The organism is Methylobacterium sp. Gmos1 (assembly GCF_053764715.1).
Map to the genome: position 1 here is coordinate 65,731 of NZ_JBSNCC010000023.1, position 15,172 is coordinate 80,902.

Sequence of the window (15,172 nt, forward strand, 5' to 3'; positions counted from 1 at the left end):
AAGCAGGGTCTCGCCACGGAAGGAACGGCACCGCACTCACGCTCGCGTCAGCTTCGACACCACCGCGAGCAGCTGCTCGGGCTTGAACGGCTTGGTAATCCAGCCGGTGGCGCCGGCGGCCTTGGCCTGCTGCTTGATGCCGTCGTCCGATTCCGTGCTCAGGAACAGGATCGGCACGCCGGTCAGGGCCGGCAGCGTGCGCAGGGTCTTGATCATGTCGAGGCCGTTCATCACCGGCATGTTGAGATCGGTGATGACGAGGTTGAGGGCTGAGGATTTCGCCTTGGCGACGCCCTCGGCGCCGTCCCCGGCCTCGATGACGGTGTGGCCGGCGGGACCGAGGACCACCTTGATCATCTGGCGGATGCTCGGGGAATCGTCGACGGCGAGGACGGTGGCCATGGTACGGTAACTCCGAAAAGACTGTGCGGGACAAAAAATACGGGTCGGCGCGGTGCTCAGGCGGCGCGCAGGTAGGGGCCTTGGGCGCTCAGGCCGGCCCGCGCGAAGGCGCCCTCGACGCTGTCGGGCGCATCCACGAGGGCGAGGCGCTTGGCCGCCCGCTCCGCCGTGCCGGCCGCCGCCAGGACGAGCTGCACGAAGGCGATGTCGGCGCGCGCGACACCGGAGCAATCGAGCGTGAGGTTCGCGGTCGCCGCGAGGGCGGCGGTAATCTCGCCGTGCAGCGTGCGGACCGCCCGCAAGGTGCAATCGTCCGGCATGGTGATAACGAGGGTATCTGACATGACGGCGCCGATGTCCTGAGAGGCGTCCGAACCGCGCCTCGAAGAAAGACTATGCCGTCGGTCCGTAAAACTTCCTTGAATCGGTCCATCCGGTCGTGGACAGACCGCTAACGCTTCCGCAAGCATGTCGGCCGTAGCGTCACGAAGACCCGAGGCCCGCGGCGACAGGCCCGGACGCTACGATTGGTCCGTGGGAGTTCAGGGACATGATTTCCGAGCTGGCGCAGGTGACGCGGGAACGCCCCCGTCCACGGTGGCTGCGGACCCGCGGCGAGGCGCCGGCCCCGGTTGCCGTCGCGCCGACCGCGAGCGTCCCGCCGCCCGCCGCGGAGGCTTCCACCGAGCATCGGCAAACCGTCGATCGACAAGCCTGCGATCTGCTGCAAGCCTGGCTCGGCCTGTCCGCCCTGCAACGGCGGGCGCTCGAAGCGCTGGTCGGCGAGCTCGGCCTCGCCTCTTCCCACATGGAGGACAGCGTCCAGGGCCTGACCCATCGCTTCGAGAACATCGCCGCGACGACCCGCGACCAAGCCGGCATCGTGCAGGGCCTCGTCGCCTCGATCCAAGCGGTCGAGATCGACGGGCGCACGGTCCCGCTCTCCGAGGTCGCCACCGGGCTCGGGGGCACGCTGGCGGCACTGATGGACAAGGTCGCCCGGCTCTCGCGCGACGGCGGCGCGACGGCGCGTGCCCTCGACGCGGTGCTCGCCGAGATCGACGCGGTCGAGGGCAGCGTCGCGCGCATCGAGACGATCAACCGCCAGACCAACCTGCTCGCGCTCAACGCCAAGATCGAGGCGGCGCGGGCTGGCGAGGCCGGCCGGGCCTTCGCGGTGGTGGCCGACGAGGTCCGCCTGCTGGCGCAATCGATCAACACGCTCTCGGGCACGATCAAGGACCAGATCGGCTCGATCGCCACCGGCCTGCGCGACAGCCACGGCTTGCTCCAGGACATCGCCACCGTCGACGTCTCGGACGAGAGCCGCAGCGCCGAGGCTCGGGTGCATACCGTGATGCAGGCGCTGGTCGCGCAGAACTCGCGCTTTGCCGGCGTGCTCCAGCAGACCGCCGAGACGACCCAGACGATCACCGCCGACGTGTCGGGCGCGATCATCGCCATGCAGTTCCAGGACCTGACGAAGCAGCGCCTCCAGAACGGCGGCAGCGTGCTGCGGGCGCTGGCCGCCGAGCTCGACCGGATGGCCGAGGCGACGACCGCGCGGGGCTTCGAGGCGCCGGAGCCCGACCGGGCCTGGGCCGAGGCGATGATCGCGGCCTGCACCCTCGGCGAGGTCCGGGAGCGCCTGCGGCGCCAGGTTCTCGGGCAGGATGGGCTCGGGCAGGAGGCCCCCGGGTCGACGGGCGGGGCTGCCGCGGACGAACTCGACGGCATCGACCTGTTCTGACGGGATCGGACGCGTTTCACCCGGTTCACTCGTTCGGGGTCGCGCGCAACTTCCCTCTCTCGGAGCCTGTTTGACTTGCGAGAATGGTGCCGCGAGACACTATTCTCTCCCACCCACGGCCTCATCCTAAGTGTGTGAGTCGGTTATCCTACCGACCGGTCAGACAGGCCCTCGGAGACCGCGTGACCGGCTTCGATTGAATCATCACGCTCCGCATCATTCCGCGCTCCGCCGCGCAGCTCCGGAATGACGGAGCGGGTATGACGACTGCCGAGGAAGCCGAAAAGCTTTCGTACAGGCGAGTCGGTCCCGCGCTTTACTGTTAGCCCGACAAGCCAGGCAGCAATCGCATCGCGCGACGGAGCGCAACCGTGCGACCGGCGCGTCCGGAGCCAGCCTCGGCACGATCTCGCCCCTCGCTCCCCTGGGTTACCTGACGAATTTTACCGCAAGGTTGCGGCGAATGTCGGGTCGCTAACCGAAAATTATACCGATCCTGGCAAAAATTCGTTCACTGCGAGAGCCCGTATTGCTCAGCACCCATCGCCGCATCGACGAGTCCTGCCGTCACCCGCTCGACCGGGGGCTGGCCGCGCAGGACGCGAGCGACGGCGTGGGCCGGAGTGGCGTGACGCAGTCGTCTTCGTTGAGTCCCGCGCGAACGAGATACGTCCGCGCGATCCAAGGGTCGATGCCGACATGACTTCCCTCAACCCGGTCGACGTGTTCCGCATGGAGGCCGACGAGCTTCTGGCCTGTCTCGAGAGCACGCTGCTCGACCTCGGCGAGAAGCCGCAGGACCGGACCCTGGTCGACACCGCGTTCCGGGCGCTCCACACCATCAAGGGCTCGGGGGCGATGTTCGGCTTCGAGCGGGTGGCGGCGTTCACCCACGACTTCGAGACCGCCTTCGACCTCGTGCGCCAGGGCAAGGTCCCGGCGAGCCTCGACCTCGTGAACGTGGCCCTCTCGGCCAAGGACTACATCCGCCTCCTGATCGAGGATCCCGACGGGGCCGAGCCGGTCTTCGGCCAGGCCATCCTCGACGAGCTCGGCGGCCTCGTCGGGCGGGCGACGGGCCGGGTCGCGCCTCCCGCCGCCGAGCCCGTGCCCGAGGCCGCGCCGGCCGGGGACGAGGCCGGCTGGCGGGTCGGGATCGCCTTCGCGCCCGACGTGCTGCGCAACGGCACCAACCCGCTCGCGCTCCTCGACGACCTGCGCGACCTCGGCGCCTGCCGGATCGTGCCGCGGCTCGACGCCGTGCCGGACCTCGCCGCCCTCGACCCCGAGGCCCTGTCGCTCGGCTGGGACGTCACCCTGCCGGCGGGCGTGAGCCGGGAGGCGATCGAGGACGTGTTCCTGTTCGTCCAGGACGAGATGACCCTCACCCTGACGCCGCTCGGCGGGGAGGCCGAGGCACCGGCGCGGGACCGGCCCGGCCCCGTGGTGCCGGTCGCGCCGGCCCCCGTCCCGCCGGCGGCGGCCGCGGACCCCGTCCCGCCGCCCGTGCTCCCGGCCGCACCGCGTCCCGCCTCCCCGCCGGCGCCCGAGCCGCGCGCGGGCGGCCGCAAGAGCGAGGAGCGCCAGACCAGCACCGTGCGGGTCGAGGCGGAGCGCCTCGACGAGCTGATGGACCGGGTCGGCGAACTCGTCATCGCCCAGGCACGCCTGAGCCAGCTCGCCGGCCTGCACGCCGATGCCGGGATCAAGACCGTGGCGGAGGAGATCGAGCGCCTGTCGGCGCGCCTGCGCGACACCACGATGAGCATCCGCATGGTGCCGATCGGGTCGCTGTTCGGCCGCTTCAGGCGCCTCGTCCACGACCTGTCGCGGGATCTCGGCAAGCCGGTCGACTTCGTCACCGAGGGCGAGGAGACAGAGCTCGACAAGACCGTGATCGAGCGCCTGGCCGATCCGCTGGTCCACCTGATCCGCAACGCCATCGACCACGGCATCGAGGACCCGGCCCGGCGCGCCGAGAGCCCGAAGGGGGCGACCGGCCGCATCACGCTCTCGGCCGAGCATGCCGGTGCTCAGGTGCGGGTCAGCGTGCGCGACGACGGGGCGGGGCTCGATGCGGCCCGCATCCGCGCCAAGGCCGAGGAGAAGGGGCTCGTCGCCCCCGGCACCGTGCTCAGCGACCAGCAGGTCTACCAGTTCCTGTTCGCCCCCGGCTTCTCGACCGCCGCGACGATCTCCGCCCTGTCGGGCCGCGGCGTCGGCATGGACGTGGTCAAGAAGACCATCGAGTCCCTGCGCGGCACGATCGACATCACGACCGAGCCGGGGGCCGGCACCACGGTCTCGTTGCGGCTGCCGCTCACGCTCGCGATCATCGAGGGACTGCTGATCCGGGTCGGCGAGGGGCGCTACGTCGTCCCGCTCGCCGCGGTCGAGGAATGCGTCGAGCTACCCGAGGCCGACCGGGCGAGCCGCGGCCGCGACTTCCTGAACATCCGCGGCGCGCTGGTGCCGTTCCTGCGCCTGCGGAGCCTGTTCGACGCGGAGGGCGAGCCCGATCCGTACCAGAAGGTCATCATCGTGTCGGTCGGCGAGACCCGGGTCGGGCTCGTCGCCGACCAGATCATCGGCAACCACCAGACGGTGATCAAGTCGCTGTCGAAGCTGCACGCCGACGTGGCGACCTTCTCGGGGGCGACGATCCTCGGCGACGGCACCGCCGCCCTCATCATCGACGTCGCGCGGCTCGTCACCGGCGGCCAGGCGGAGATGCCGCGCGAGTACCAGGAGGTGGCGTGATGTCCGGGACAGTGGAAGCCGGCCGCCAGGCGGACGGCGTGCAGGTGGTGATGGTGCGCATCGGGTCGGAGACCTTCGCGCTCGATGCTGGGATGGTGCGCGAGATCATCGACCCGATCCCGGCGACCCGGGTGGCGGGGGCGCGGGCGCATCTCGACCGGGTCGTCAACGTGCGCGGCAACGTCGTGCCACTGGCCGACATCCGCGAGCGCTTCGGCATGAAGCCGGAGGCGGCGACGCCGGACACCCGCTTCGTGGTGATCGAGGTCGGGATCGCGGGCGATCCGGTCGTCGTCGCCCTCGTCGCCGACAAGGTGTTCGAGGTGACCGAGGTCCAGACCGGCGCAGCGCAGCAGGTGCCGAAGGTCGGCACCGCTTGGCGCCCCGAATTCATCAAGTCGATCGTCAAGTGCGGCGACGAGTTCGTCATCCTGCCCGATGTCGAGCGGATCCTGAACTGAGTCGGGGCAGCGCCCGATCGCGGTGGGCCGGGTGACTGCTCCAGATCTTCGATTGTGCCGCATTGTCTTCGACGGACCATTTTTTGCGCCGTCGGACAATCCGATATGCCGGAGTTATTCCATGCGTTTCACGATCAAGGCGAAATTGGCCGGAGGCTTCGCCTCGGTGCTGGTCCTCGCCGGCGCGGCCGGCGCCGTCGGCTACCAGAAGCTGAATGCGGCCGACGAGGCGATGAAGTTCGTCGTCAGCCGCGCCGAGCTCCAGTCGCTCGTCCTCGACGCCAAGGCCAATGCCATCCGGGGGATCTCGAACGTCCGCGCCACGGTCATCAGCTCCGACGACGCGCAGATGAGCGACTTCGCCAAGCGGGCGACGGCGAACGGCACCGACGCGCTCGCCGCGCTCGCGAAGGCGAAGGCCTACATTTCCACCGACGAAGGCCGGCGCCTGTTTCAGGACCTGTCGGACCATTACGACAAGCTGCGGACCTTGGGTGACAAGGTCGTCGAGCTGACACGGCGCAACTCGAACGGCCGTACGTGGGCCGAGATCGACGGGGCCGGGCAGCCCGCCCTCAACGGCCTGCGGGGTGACCTCGACGCACTCGTGCGGGCCCGCTCGGGCGAGGCCGGCGGCGAGGACGTGGTCCGGGCCGCGCTCGGCGTCCAGGCCCGGGTGGAGCGCGCCTGGGGCCAGATGCAGTCGGCGACCGGCGCCCTGACCATGGAGGCGCTGGAGCAGCGCGTCAGTGCCGCCCGGCAGGGACGCGAGGAGATATCGCGCGCGCTGGACGACCTCTTGCGCGCCGCAGCCGCCCACGGCATCCCGGTCGATGCGGTCCGGCAGAAGCACGCCGCCTGGGCCGCCTCATTCCAGAAGGCGCTCGCCCTCGTCGAGACCGGCACGACCCTTCAGGCGGCGACGCTCGCCTCGGCCGAGTACGCCACCGCGAGCACGAGCGCGATCCGCACCTTCGACGCCCTGGTCGAGTTCCAGGGCAAGCGCATGGTTGAGGCGGTGGCCCGGGCCAAGGCCGACGCGAGCGACGGCCAGGCGATGCTGCTCGCCGTGCTGGCGGGCGCGCTGCTCGCCGGCCTCGCCATCGCGACCTGGCTGGCGCTGTCGATCTCCCGGGGCCTCGGCCGCGCGGTCGCGCTCGCCGACGCGGTGGCGGTCGGCGATCTCGGACAGATCGTGACGGTGACCTCCCGCGACGAGATCGGCGACCTCGTCGCCGCGATGAGCCGCATGACCGCCAACCTGAACGCGACCGCCGGCCTCGCCGACGCGATCGCGGAGGGCGACCTCACGGTGCAGGCCAAGCCCCTCTCCGAGAAGGACAGGATGGGCCTCGCGCTCCAGACGATGCTGATGCGCCTGCGGGCCGTGGTGGCAGACGCTTCCACCGCGGCGGCGAACGTCTCGTCCGGCTCGCAGGAGCTGTCGGCCTCGGCCGAGCAGCTGTCGCAGGGCTCGACCGAGCAGGCGGCGTCCACGGAAGAAGCCTCGGCCTCAATGGAGGAGATGGCCGCCAACGTGAAGCAGAACGCCGAGAATGCCGGCCAGACCGAGACCATCGCCCGCCAGTCGGCCAAGGATGCCGAAGCCAGCGGCGTGGCGGTGGGTCGTGCCGTCGAGGCGATGCAGACGATCGCCCAGAAGATCACCATCGTGCAGGAGATCGCCCGCCAGACCGACTTGCTGGCGTTGAACGCCGCGGTCGAGGCGGCACGCGCCGGCGAGCACGGGCGTGGCTTTGCGGTGGTGGCGAGCGAGGTGCGCAAGCTCGCCGAGCGTAGCCAAGCGGCGGCGGCCGAGATCGGCACGCTGTCGGTCGACACGGTGAAGGCGGCGCAGGCGGCTGGCGACATGCTGGGCCGGCTGGTTCCCGACATCAAGCGTACGGCGTCGCTGGTGGAGGAGATCTCGGCGGCGTGCCGGGAGCAGGATGTCGGGTCTGGCCAGATCAACCAGGCGATCCAGCAGCTCGACAAGGTGACGCAGCAGAACGCATCAGCCTCCGAGCAGGTGTCGGCGACGTCCGAGGAGCTGGCGGCGCAGGCCGAGATGCTGCAGGCGACGATCGCCTACTTCCGGATCGACGGCGGCGAGACGCCGGCGGGCGGAGGGGTCGACGGGGCGGTGACGCAGCTGCGCGCGACCGCCTCGCGGATGGCGGCGCCCTCCGCGGCGGTGAAGTCGCCCGCGCGGGCGCCGGCCAAGCGGATCGCCGCGACGGGCCGCCCGGTTCCGAAGGCCGCGGCCAAGCCCGCGGGCGGCGGCTTCTCCCTCGACATGAGCGAGGGCGACGCCCGCGACGCCGATTTCACCCGGATTGCATGAGGTCGGGCATCCCCGACCCATCCAAGCGACCCCGCTCGTCGCCGGCGACGCCGCCGGCGACCGGACGGGATCAACAAAACGACGATCGACACCAAGGGGCGAAGCACAATGCGGTTCACGATCAAGGCCAAACTCGGGATCGCCTTCGGGCTGATCCTCCTGCTCCTCGGCGGGGCGGGCTTTCTCGCCGTGTCGAGCCTGAGCCAGTCCAACGACCGGATGCAGGCCTTCGCGGCCCGCCCGTTCACCCAGGTCCAGCGGGTGCTGCGCATGGAGGCGATGTCCTACGACGCCGCCCGGATGTTCGCGCGCTCGATGCTCGAGCCCACCACCCCCGCCCGCGAGAAGCTGTTCGCCGATTTCAAGGCGCACGACGCCAAGTTCCAGGGCATCCTGCGGGACTATGCCGACCTCGTTCCGGCCGAGGAGCGCGCCCGCGTCCAGTCCCTGCGCGACGACTGGGGCAGGCTCGCCGAGGCGGTGACCAAGGGCATGGAGTTCGCGCTCCTGAACGGCAACAACAACGCCAACACCGTCGCGACGACAGAGCAGATGTCGGCCTACGTGGCCGTGATGGCGCGCATCGAGGACCTCAAGGCGCGGCCGGGCATCGCGGCCGAGGATCGCGGCCTGATCTCCGCCGTCGAGCTGAGGATGGTCCGCCAGCGCGGCGAGATCTATCGCTCGATCGTGATCACCGACGACGACCTGCTCGCCAAGATGGCCGCGGAGTTCGCCGAGAGCCAGAAGATCCTCGGGCGCGACGTCGCCCGGCTGGTCGAGGCGGGCCGGGCCGGCGGCTTCGCCGATGCGACCGGCGCGCTCGCCACCGCGGTGAAGGCCTGGGAGCCCTCGGCCGAGAAGGTCTTCGCCCTCGGCGTCGCCAACACCGATGCCAAGGCGCTGCGCTACTACGTCGGCCCCTTCACCGACGCCCGCCGGGCGGTGGTCGAGGACGTTACCAAGCTGCGCGGCTACGAGGAGACCGTGGCCCAGGGCTACGTGCGCGACACCCAATCGGCCTACGAATCGACCCGCACGATCCTGGTCGCGGTCGTGGCCGGCGCGGTGGCCCTCGGCATCGCCATGGCCTTGTGGATGGCGGTCTCGATCTCCCGCGGCCTGTCGAAGGCGGTCTCCGCCGCCCAGAGCGTGGCGGCCGGCGACCTGACCCGCGACGTGGTGCCGACCGGGCGCGACGAGGTGACCGACCTGCTGCGGGCGATCCAGGCGATGAACGCGAAGCTGCGCGACGTCGTCGGCCAGGTGGTGACCGCGGCGAGCAACGTCTCGGCGGGAAGCCAGGAACTGTCGGCCTCGGCCGAGCAGCTGTCGCAGGGCTCGACCGAGCAGGCGGCGTCCACCGAGGAAGCCTCGGCCTCGATGGAGGAGATGGCCGCCAACGTGAAGCAGAACGCCGAGAATGCCGGCCAGACCGAGACCATCGCCCGCCAGTCGGCCAAGGATGCCGAGGCCAGCGGCGTGGCGGTGGGTCGTGCCGTCGAGGCGATGCAGACGATCGCCCAGAAGATCACCATCGTGCAGGAGATCGCCCGCCAGACCGACCTCCTGGCGCTGAACGCCGCGGTCGAGGCGGCGCGGGCGGGCGAGCACGGGCGGGGCTTTGCGGTGGTGGCGAGCGAGGTTCGCAAGCTCGCCGAGCGCTCTCAGGCCGCGGCGGCCGAGATCGGGACCCTGTCGGTCGACACGGTGAAGGCGGCGCAGGCGGCCGGGGACATGCTGGGTCGGCTGGTTCCCGACATCAAGCGGACGGCGTCGCTGGTGGAGGAGATCTCGGCGGCGTGCCGGGAGCAGGATGTCGGGTCTGGCCAGATCAATCAGGCGATCCAGCAGCTCGACAAGGTGACGCAGCAGAACGCGTCGGCGTCCGAGCAGGTCTCGGCGACGTCCGAGGAGCTGGCGGCGCAGGCCGAGTCGTTGCAGGCGACGATCGCCTACTTCCGGATCACCGGCGGCGAGACGCCGGCGGGCGGAGGGATCGACGGAGCGGTGACGCAGTTGCGCGCGACCGCCTCGCGGATGGCGGCTCCGTCGGCTGCGGTGAAGTCGCCCGTCCGGGCGCCGGCCAAGCGGATCGCGGCGGCAAGCCGCCCAGGCCCGAAGGCTGCGGCCAAGTCCGCGGGCGGGGGCTTCTCCCTCGACATGAGCGAGGGCGACGCGCGCGACGCCGACTTCACCCGCGTCGCCTGACGCGCACCGGCGGCGGCCGCGCTGCCGCCTTCCGTCCGGACGGGCGCGACCGGGATCCGCGGACCCCGTAACCCCGCCCGGACGAGCCCCGAACGACCCTACCGGATCGGCGTCAGGGACATCACGCACAGTTCCCATCGCTCGCGCTCGCGACTCCCGAATATGTCGCGAGAGTGCTGCGCCAGATTGTTCTTCGACAACGCGATCGCGGGAAGGTCCTTTCGATGAGCATGTTCGACAATATCTCGATACCCAAGAAGCTTGCGCTGACCTTCACCCTGATGCTGGGGGTCGAGCTCGGGGTGAACGCCGTCGTACACTGGAAGTCGACGGAGATCCGGCAAGCGGTCAACTGGTCGGACCATACGATCCAGGTGATCGACGCGACCAACCGGGCGCTTGCCGGCATGGTCGATCAGGAGACCGGCTATCGCGGCTTCCTCCTGTCCGGGGATACGAAGTTCCTCGCGCCCTACCAGAAGGGCTGGGAGACCTTCAACGATGCCTGGCGCCGGGCCAAGACCCTGACCGCCGACAACCCGGCGCAGCAGGAGCGGCTCGACGCAGTCCATCGGCTGGCGGAGGCCTGGCACGGCGGCGTGGCCGAGAAGGGCATCGCCCTGATGGCGAGCGCCGAGACCCGCGACGCCGCCCGGCAGACCGAGATCGCCGGCGCCGGCAAGGAGGCGATGGACGGCCTGCGCGCCAAGGTCGCCGAGGTGGTCGGCACCGAGAACGCCCTGATGCAGACGCGGCGGGCGACGCAGGATTCCGCCTTCGACACGACGACGCAGATGATCGTGCTCGGCATCCTGGCGACCCTGCTGATCGTGGCAGGCATCGCCATCCTGCTGGTGCGCACGGTGGCGCGACCGGTGAGCCGGGTCAGCGCCAAGCTCGCCGAGCTGGCGACCCCGCTCGAGACCGGCCGGCACGACGAGGTCGGGCAGATCCAGGGCACCGCGCTCGCGGTCGAGCAGGCGTTCCGGGAGATCTCCGAGGTTCTGGCGGCGGCCTCGGTCGGCGATTTCTCGAAGTCGCTGTCGAAGGATTACGGCGGCCTCAGCAGCGAGGTGCAGGCCAACCTCCGGTCGATGACCGTGAACCTGCGGGCGGTCGCCGACGTCGCGACCGCGATCGCCGACGGCGACCTCACCGTCGAGGCCAGGCGCCTCTCGGACAAGGACGGGCTCGGGATCGCGCTCGAGCAGATGCTGGCCAAGCTCCGCACCGTCGTGGCCGAGGCCTCGACCGCGGCGGCGAACGTCTCGGCGGGCTCGCAGGAACTGTCGGCCTCGGCCGAGCAGCTGTCGCAGGGCTCGACCGAGCAGGCGGCGTCCACCGAGGAAGCCTCGGCCTCGATGGAGGAGATGGCCGCCAACGTGAAGCAGAACGCCGAGAATGCCGGCCAGACCGAGACCATCGCCCGCCAGTCGGCCAAGGACGCGGAAGCCAGCGGCGTGGCGGTGGGCCGTGCCGTTGAGGCGATGCAGACGATCGCCCAGAAGATCACCATCGTGCAGGAGATCGCCCGCCAGACCGACCTCCTGGCGCTGAACGCCGCGGTCGAGGCGGCGCGGGCGGGCGAGCACGGGCGGGGCTTTGCGGTGGTGGCGAGCGAGGTTCGCAAGCTCGCCGAGCGTTCGCAGGCGGCAGCGGCCGAGATCGGGACCCTGTCGGTCGACACGGTGAAGGCGGCGCAGGCGGCCGGGGACATGCTGGGTCGGCTGGTTCCCGACATCAAGCGGACGGCGTCGCTGGTGGAGGAGATCTCGGCGGCGTGCCGGGAGCAGGATGTCGGGTCTGGCCAGATCAACCAGGCGATCCAGCAGCTCGACAAGGTGACGCAGCAGAACGCGTCGGCGTCCGAGCAGGTCTCGGCGACGTCCGAAGAGCTGGCGGCGCAGGCCGAGATGCTGCAGGCGACGATCGCCTACTTCCGCATCGAAGGGGCAAAGTTGCCGGCGGACTCACGACCGATGGACGGCGCCGTGTCGCAGCTGCGCGCCGCGGCCTCGCGGATGGCGGCGCCGTCGGCTGCGGTGAAGTCGCCCGCCCGGGCGCCGGCCAAGCGAGCGGCTGCCCGCCCGGCGAAGGCCGTCGGCGGGGGCTTTGCCCTCGACATGGGCGAGGGCGACGCCCGCGACGCCGACTTCACCCGCAGCGCCTGACGCGCAAGGAGCCTGCGGGCGGTCGCGCCCGCAGGCTCCTCCCCCGTGCCCCTCACGAAGCGCCCTCCCCCGGCGGGCGCTTCGTGAGGGACATCGAGCGCCCCCCGCGCCGGGGGCCTCCACCCCCAACATGCGATCACCCGGCCGTGCCTCGCCCGACGCGAGGCCGGCCGCAGCCAAGGCGGAGCGCCAGGATGTCGAGTGTGTGGCAGTATCTGACCCTCGGTCTCGGACGCGAGACCTTCGGGATCGACATCGAGAACGTGCAGGAGATCCTGGATTACCGCGTGCCGGCCTCGCTGCCGCAGGCGCCCGCCTTCCTCGTCGGCATGATCGACGTGCGCGGCCAGAGCTATCCCGTCGTCGACCTGCGGACCAAGCTCGGCCTGCCGCCCGAGCCGCCGACGCCCGCGACCCGGATCATCCTGCTCAACATCCCGCTCGAGGAGCGCACGATGCGGGTCGGCTTCGTCGCCGACCGGGTCTTCGAGGTGACGGAGCTCGACCGCGCCGAGATGGAGGCCGCCCCCGAGGTCGGCGGGCGCTGGCGCTCGAGCTACATCGCCGGCATCGGCCGGCGCGGCGACGCCTTCGTGGTGGTGTTCGACCTCGCGCGGCTGATGGCGGGCGACGAGCCGGCGCTCGTCGGCCGGGCCCTGGCGGCGTGAGGACCGGTGCTCCGGTGTCGCTCTCCCCTGCCCCCGTCCCGCTCACCTCGCAGCAGCTGAGCGAGCGCCACTTCCGGTCGATCGCCGAGGTCATCGAGGCGCGCGTCGGCATTCAGCTGCCGGCCTCGAAGCGCACGATGGTGGAGGGCCGCCTGCGCAAGCGCGTGCGGGCGCTCCACCTCGACAGCCTCGACGCCTATGCCCGCCACCTCTTCGACGAGGGGCGGCTGGCCGATGAGTTCGTGCACCTCGTCGATTGCGTGACGACCAACAAGACCGATTTCTTCCGCGAGCCGGCGCATTTCGACACCTTGCGCGACACGCTGGTGCCGCGGCTCTGCGCGCTGCCCGCCCATCGCGGCGAGCGCCAGCTCCTGAAGATCTGGAGTGCTGCCGCCTCCACGGGGGCGGAGGCCTACACCCTGGCGATGGTGCTCCAGGAGATGATCGCGTCCGGCCACCGCTTCGATTACGCGATCCTCGGCACCGACGTGTCGACCGAGGTGCTGGCCGCCGCGGCCGACGGGATCTACTCCGAGGAGATGCTCGCCGCCGTCCCGCCCGGGCTCCGCCGCCGCTACGTCATGGCGTCCCGCGATCCCGGCCGGCAGGTCGGGCGGATCGTGCCCGAGCTGCGGCGCCGGGTCCGCTTTCGCCACCTCAACCTGATGGATGAGCGCTACGGCATCGACCGCGACGTCGACGTCATCTTCTGCCGCAACGTGCTGATCTACTTCGATCGGCCGACGCAGAAGGCGGTGCTGGGGCGGCTCGCCGGTCACCTGCGCCCGGGCGGCTACCTCGCCGTCGGCCATTCCGAATCGATGTCCGTCGCCGGCGTCCCGGGCCTGACCCAGGTGACGTCCACGGTCTTCCGCCGCTGAAGGGATCTTTCGTGATGCCCGCGACCGCCCCGATCCGCGTCCTCGTCGTGGACGATTCGGCCTCCGTCCGGCAGACGCTCTGCCAGATCCTCGCCACGGCGCCCGACATCGCGGTGATCGGCACCGCCGCCGACCCGTTCGTGGCGGCGCGCCGCATCCAGGAGGAGGTGCCCGACGTCATCATCCTCGACCTCGAGATGCCGCGCATGGACGGCCTCACCTTCCTGCGCAAGATCATGGCGCAGCGGCCGATCCCGGTGATCGTCTGCTCGACGCTGACCGAGACCGGGTCGCGCACGCTCTTCGACGTGCTGGAGGCCGGCGCCGTCGACGTTCTCCCGAAGCCCCGCATCGACACGCGCCAGTTCCTGGTCGAATCCTCCGTGCGGGTCTGCGACGCCGTGCGGGCCGCCGCCCGCTCGCGCCTGCGCCCGCGGAGCACCAATCGCCGGACCGTCGAGGCCAAGCTGTCGGCGGACGCGGTGCTGCCGCCTCCGGTCCCGAGCCGCCGTGTCACCGGGACGGAGCCGATCGTCTGCATCGGCGCCTCGACCGGCGGCACCGAGGCGTTGCGCGACGTGCTGGAGGTACTGCCGGCGACCGCCCCGGGCATCGTCGTGGTGCAGCACATGCCCGAGCACTTCACCGCGGCCTTCGCCCGGCGGCTCGACGGGCTGTGCGCCATCGCGGTCAAGGAGGCGGAGAACGGGGATGCCGTCCTGCCGGGCCGCGCGCTGATCGCGCCGGGCGGGCGCCACCTGCTCCTCCAGCGCGCCGGTGGGACCTACACGGTGGCGGTCAAGGACGGCCCCCTCGTCTCGCGCCACCGCCCCTCCGTCGACGTGATGTTCCGCTCGGCGGCGCAAGGAGCGGGCGCCAACGCGCTGGGCATCCTGATGACCGGCATGGGCGACGACGGTGCCAACGGCCTCCTGGAGATGCGCCGCGCCGGCGCCCTGACGATCGCCCAGGACGAGGAGAGCTGCGTCGTGTTCGGGATGCCCAAGGAGGCGATCGATCGCGGCGCAGCGGCCAAGGTGGTGCCGCTCGACCGCATCCACCAGGAGATCCTGCGCTTCGCCGCTGCCCCGCCGCTCGGCCGGACGGCGTGAGAGCGGCCCAGGCTTGAACGCGGGCCGAGCATAACCATCTCGGATACGTGCCAGCCGCGGGGCTCGGGAAGCCCCCTCCCCTCTCCCGTCGCCGCGGCCGGATCCATCTGGGAGCTGGCCGAGTTGACAGGCGAGCCGGCTACCCTTAAACGACCGCTCACCGACGGGGCGCCGAGACACACGGCCTGCCGCGAAGGACTTCCTCAGAGACGATGAAGCAAAGGCCAGGGCAACCCGGCGCTGCTTTATGCTCTCTAGGGTACAGGATCAGGCTTCGGCCCGGTCAGCTCTTTGACAAGTTCATACGAGAAAGAGAAGCGTGGACGGCGTCGTCCCTGCGGGTCGGTTCTTCGGAACCGGTCGTGAGTAGGATGATGCTGGTCTGACGTTTCGGTGCTCACACGATCAG

Annotated in this window: 11 protein-coding genes; 9 read left to right on the plus strand and 2 right to left on the minus strand. The window is 70.9% G+C overall.

The window, feature by feature from the left end:
- Positions 1-36 precede the first annotated feature (36 nt).
- Both ACS5PV_RS28430 and ACS5PV_RS28435 read right to left on the minus strand, forming a co-directional pair.
- On the minus strand, positions 37-402 hold the full coding sequence (locus tag ACS5PV_RS28430; RefSeq protein ID WP_455398687.1) for a response regulator: 366 nt from the start codon (positions 400-402) through the stop codon (positions 37-39).
- A gap of 56 nt (positions 403-458) precedes the next feature.
- Positions 459-746 (minus strand): STAS domain-containing protein, encoded by a 288-nt coding sequence (locus ACS5PV_RS28435; RefSeq protein WP_455398688.1) that lies wholly within the window; start codon positions 744-746, stop codon positions 459-461.
- 206 nt (positions 747-952) lie between these two features.
- Between ACS5PV_RS28435 and ACS5PV_RS28440 the strand changes: the two genes are divergently transcribed.
- The 9 genes from ACS5PV_RS28440 (at position 953) to ACS5PV_RS28480 (ending at position 14,763) form a co-directional block, all read left to right on the plus strand.
- Positions 953-2,152, plus strand: coding sequence for a methyl-accepting chemotaxis protein (locus ACS5PV_RS28440; protein WP_455398689.1), 1,200 nt, complete (start codon positions 953-955; stop codon positions 2,150-2,152).
- A 699-nt stretch (positions 2,153-2,851) separates the two neighbouring features.
- The gene (locus ACS5PV_RS28445) at positions 2,852-4,912 is read left to right on the plus strand and encodes a chemotaxis protein CheA (RefSeq protein ID WP_455398690.1); all 2,061 of its coding nucleotides are present in this window, start codon (positions 2,852-2,854) and stop codon (positions 4,910-4,912) included.
- Complete coding sequence (locus ACS5PV_RS28450) at positions 4,912-5,373, plus strand: chemotaxis protein CheW (RefSeq protein WP_455398691.1); 462 nt, start codon at positions 4,912-4,914, stop codon at positions 5,371-5,373. Before ACS5PV_RS28445 ends, ACS5PV_RS28450 begins: the two co-directional genes overlap by 1 nt.
- A gap of 121 nt (positions 5,374-5,494) precedes the next feature.
- A complete protein-coding gene (locus ACS5PV_RS28455) occupies positions 5,495-7,717 on the plus strand; it encodes a HAMP domain-containing methyl-accepting chemotaxis protein (RefSeq protein ID WP_455398692.1) in 2,223 nt (740 codons plus the stop codon).
- Positions 7,718-7,825: 108 nt separating this feature from the next.
- Positions 7,826-9,928: a methyl-accepting chemotaxis protein gene (locus ACS5PV_RS28460; protein WP_455398693.1), complete on the plus strand. Its 2,103-nt coding sequence runs from the start codon at positions 7,826-7,828 to the stop codon at positions 9,926-9,928.
- Positions 9,929-10,152: 224 nt separating this feature from the next.
- The gene (locus tag ACS5PV_RS28465; protein ID WP_455398694.1) at positions 10,153-12,099 is read left to right on the plus strand and encodes a methyl-accepting chemotaxis protein; all 1,947 of its coding nucleotides are present in this window, start codon (positions 10,153-10,155) and stop codon (positions 12,097-12,099) included.
- A 194-nt stretch (positions 12,100-12,293) separates the two neighbouring features.
- Entirely contained in the window at positions 12,294-12,767 is a 474-nt protein-coding gene (locus ACS5PV_RS28470; protein ID WP_455398695.1) for a chemotaxis protein CheW, read from the plus strand.
- Positions 12,768-12,781: 14 nt separating this feature from the next.
- Positions 12,782-13,651: a CheR family methyltransferase gene (locus tag ACS5PV_RS28475; protein WP_455398696.1), complete on the plus strand. Its 870-nt coding sequence runs from the start codon at positions 12,782-12,784 to the stop codon at positions 13,649-13,651.
- Between the two features lie 14 nt (positions 13,652-13,665).
- Positions 13,666-14,763 (plus strand): protein-glutamate methylesterase/protein-glutamine glutaminase, encoded by a 1,098-nt coding sequence (locus tag ACS5PV_RS28480; protein ID WP_455398697.1) that lies wholly within the window; start codon positions 13,666-13,668, stop codon positions 14,761-14,763.
- Positions 14,764-15,172: the final 409 nt, after the last annotated feature.

Excerpts from the sequence above, each read along its gene's own strand:
- ACS5PV_RS28445 (WP_455398690.1), top strand. The coding sequence starts at position 2,852 with ATGACTTCCCTCAACCCGGTCGACGTGTTCCGCATGGAGGCCGACGAG.
- ACS5PV_RS28430 (WP_455398687.1), bottom strand. The coding sequence starts at position 402 with ATGGCCACCGTCCTCGCCGTCGACGATTCCCCGAGCATCCGCCAGATG.
- ACS5PV_RS28470 (WP_455398695.1), top strand. The coding sequence starts at position 12,294 with ATGTCGAGTGTGTGGCAGTATCTGACCCTCGGTCTCGGACGCGAGACC.
- ACS5PV_RS28480 (WP_455398697.1), top strand. The coding sequence starts at position 13,666 with ATGCCCGCGACCGCCCCGATCCGCGTCCTCGTCGTGGACGATTCGGCC.
- ACS5PV_RS28465 (WP_455398694.1), top strand. The coding sequence starts at position 10,153 with ATGAGCATGTTCGACAATATCTCGATACCCAAGAAGCTTGCGCTGACC.
- ACS5PV_RS28450 (WP_455398691.1), top strand. The coding sequence starts at position 4,912 with ATGTCCGGGACAGTGGAAGCCGGCCGCCAGGCGGACGGCGTGCAGGTG.
- ACS5PV_RS28460 (WP_455398693.1), top strand. The coding sequence starts at position 7,826 with ATGCGGTTCACGATCAAGGCCAAACTCGGGATCGCCTTCGGGCTGATC.
- ACS5PV_RS28455 (WP_455398692.1), top strand. The coding sequence starts at position 5,495 with ATGCGTTTCACGATCAAGGCGAAATTGGCCGGAGGCTTCGCCTCGGTG.
- ACS5PV_RS28435 (WP_455398688.1), bottom strand. The coding sequence starts at position 746 with ATGTCAGATACCCTCGTTATCACCATGCCGGACGATTGCACCTTGCGG.
- ACS5PV_RS28440 (WP_455398689.1), top strand. The coding sequence starts at position 953 with ATGATTTCCGAGCTGGCGCAGGTGACGCGGGAACGCCCCCGTCCACGG.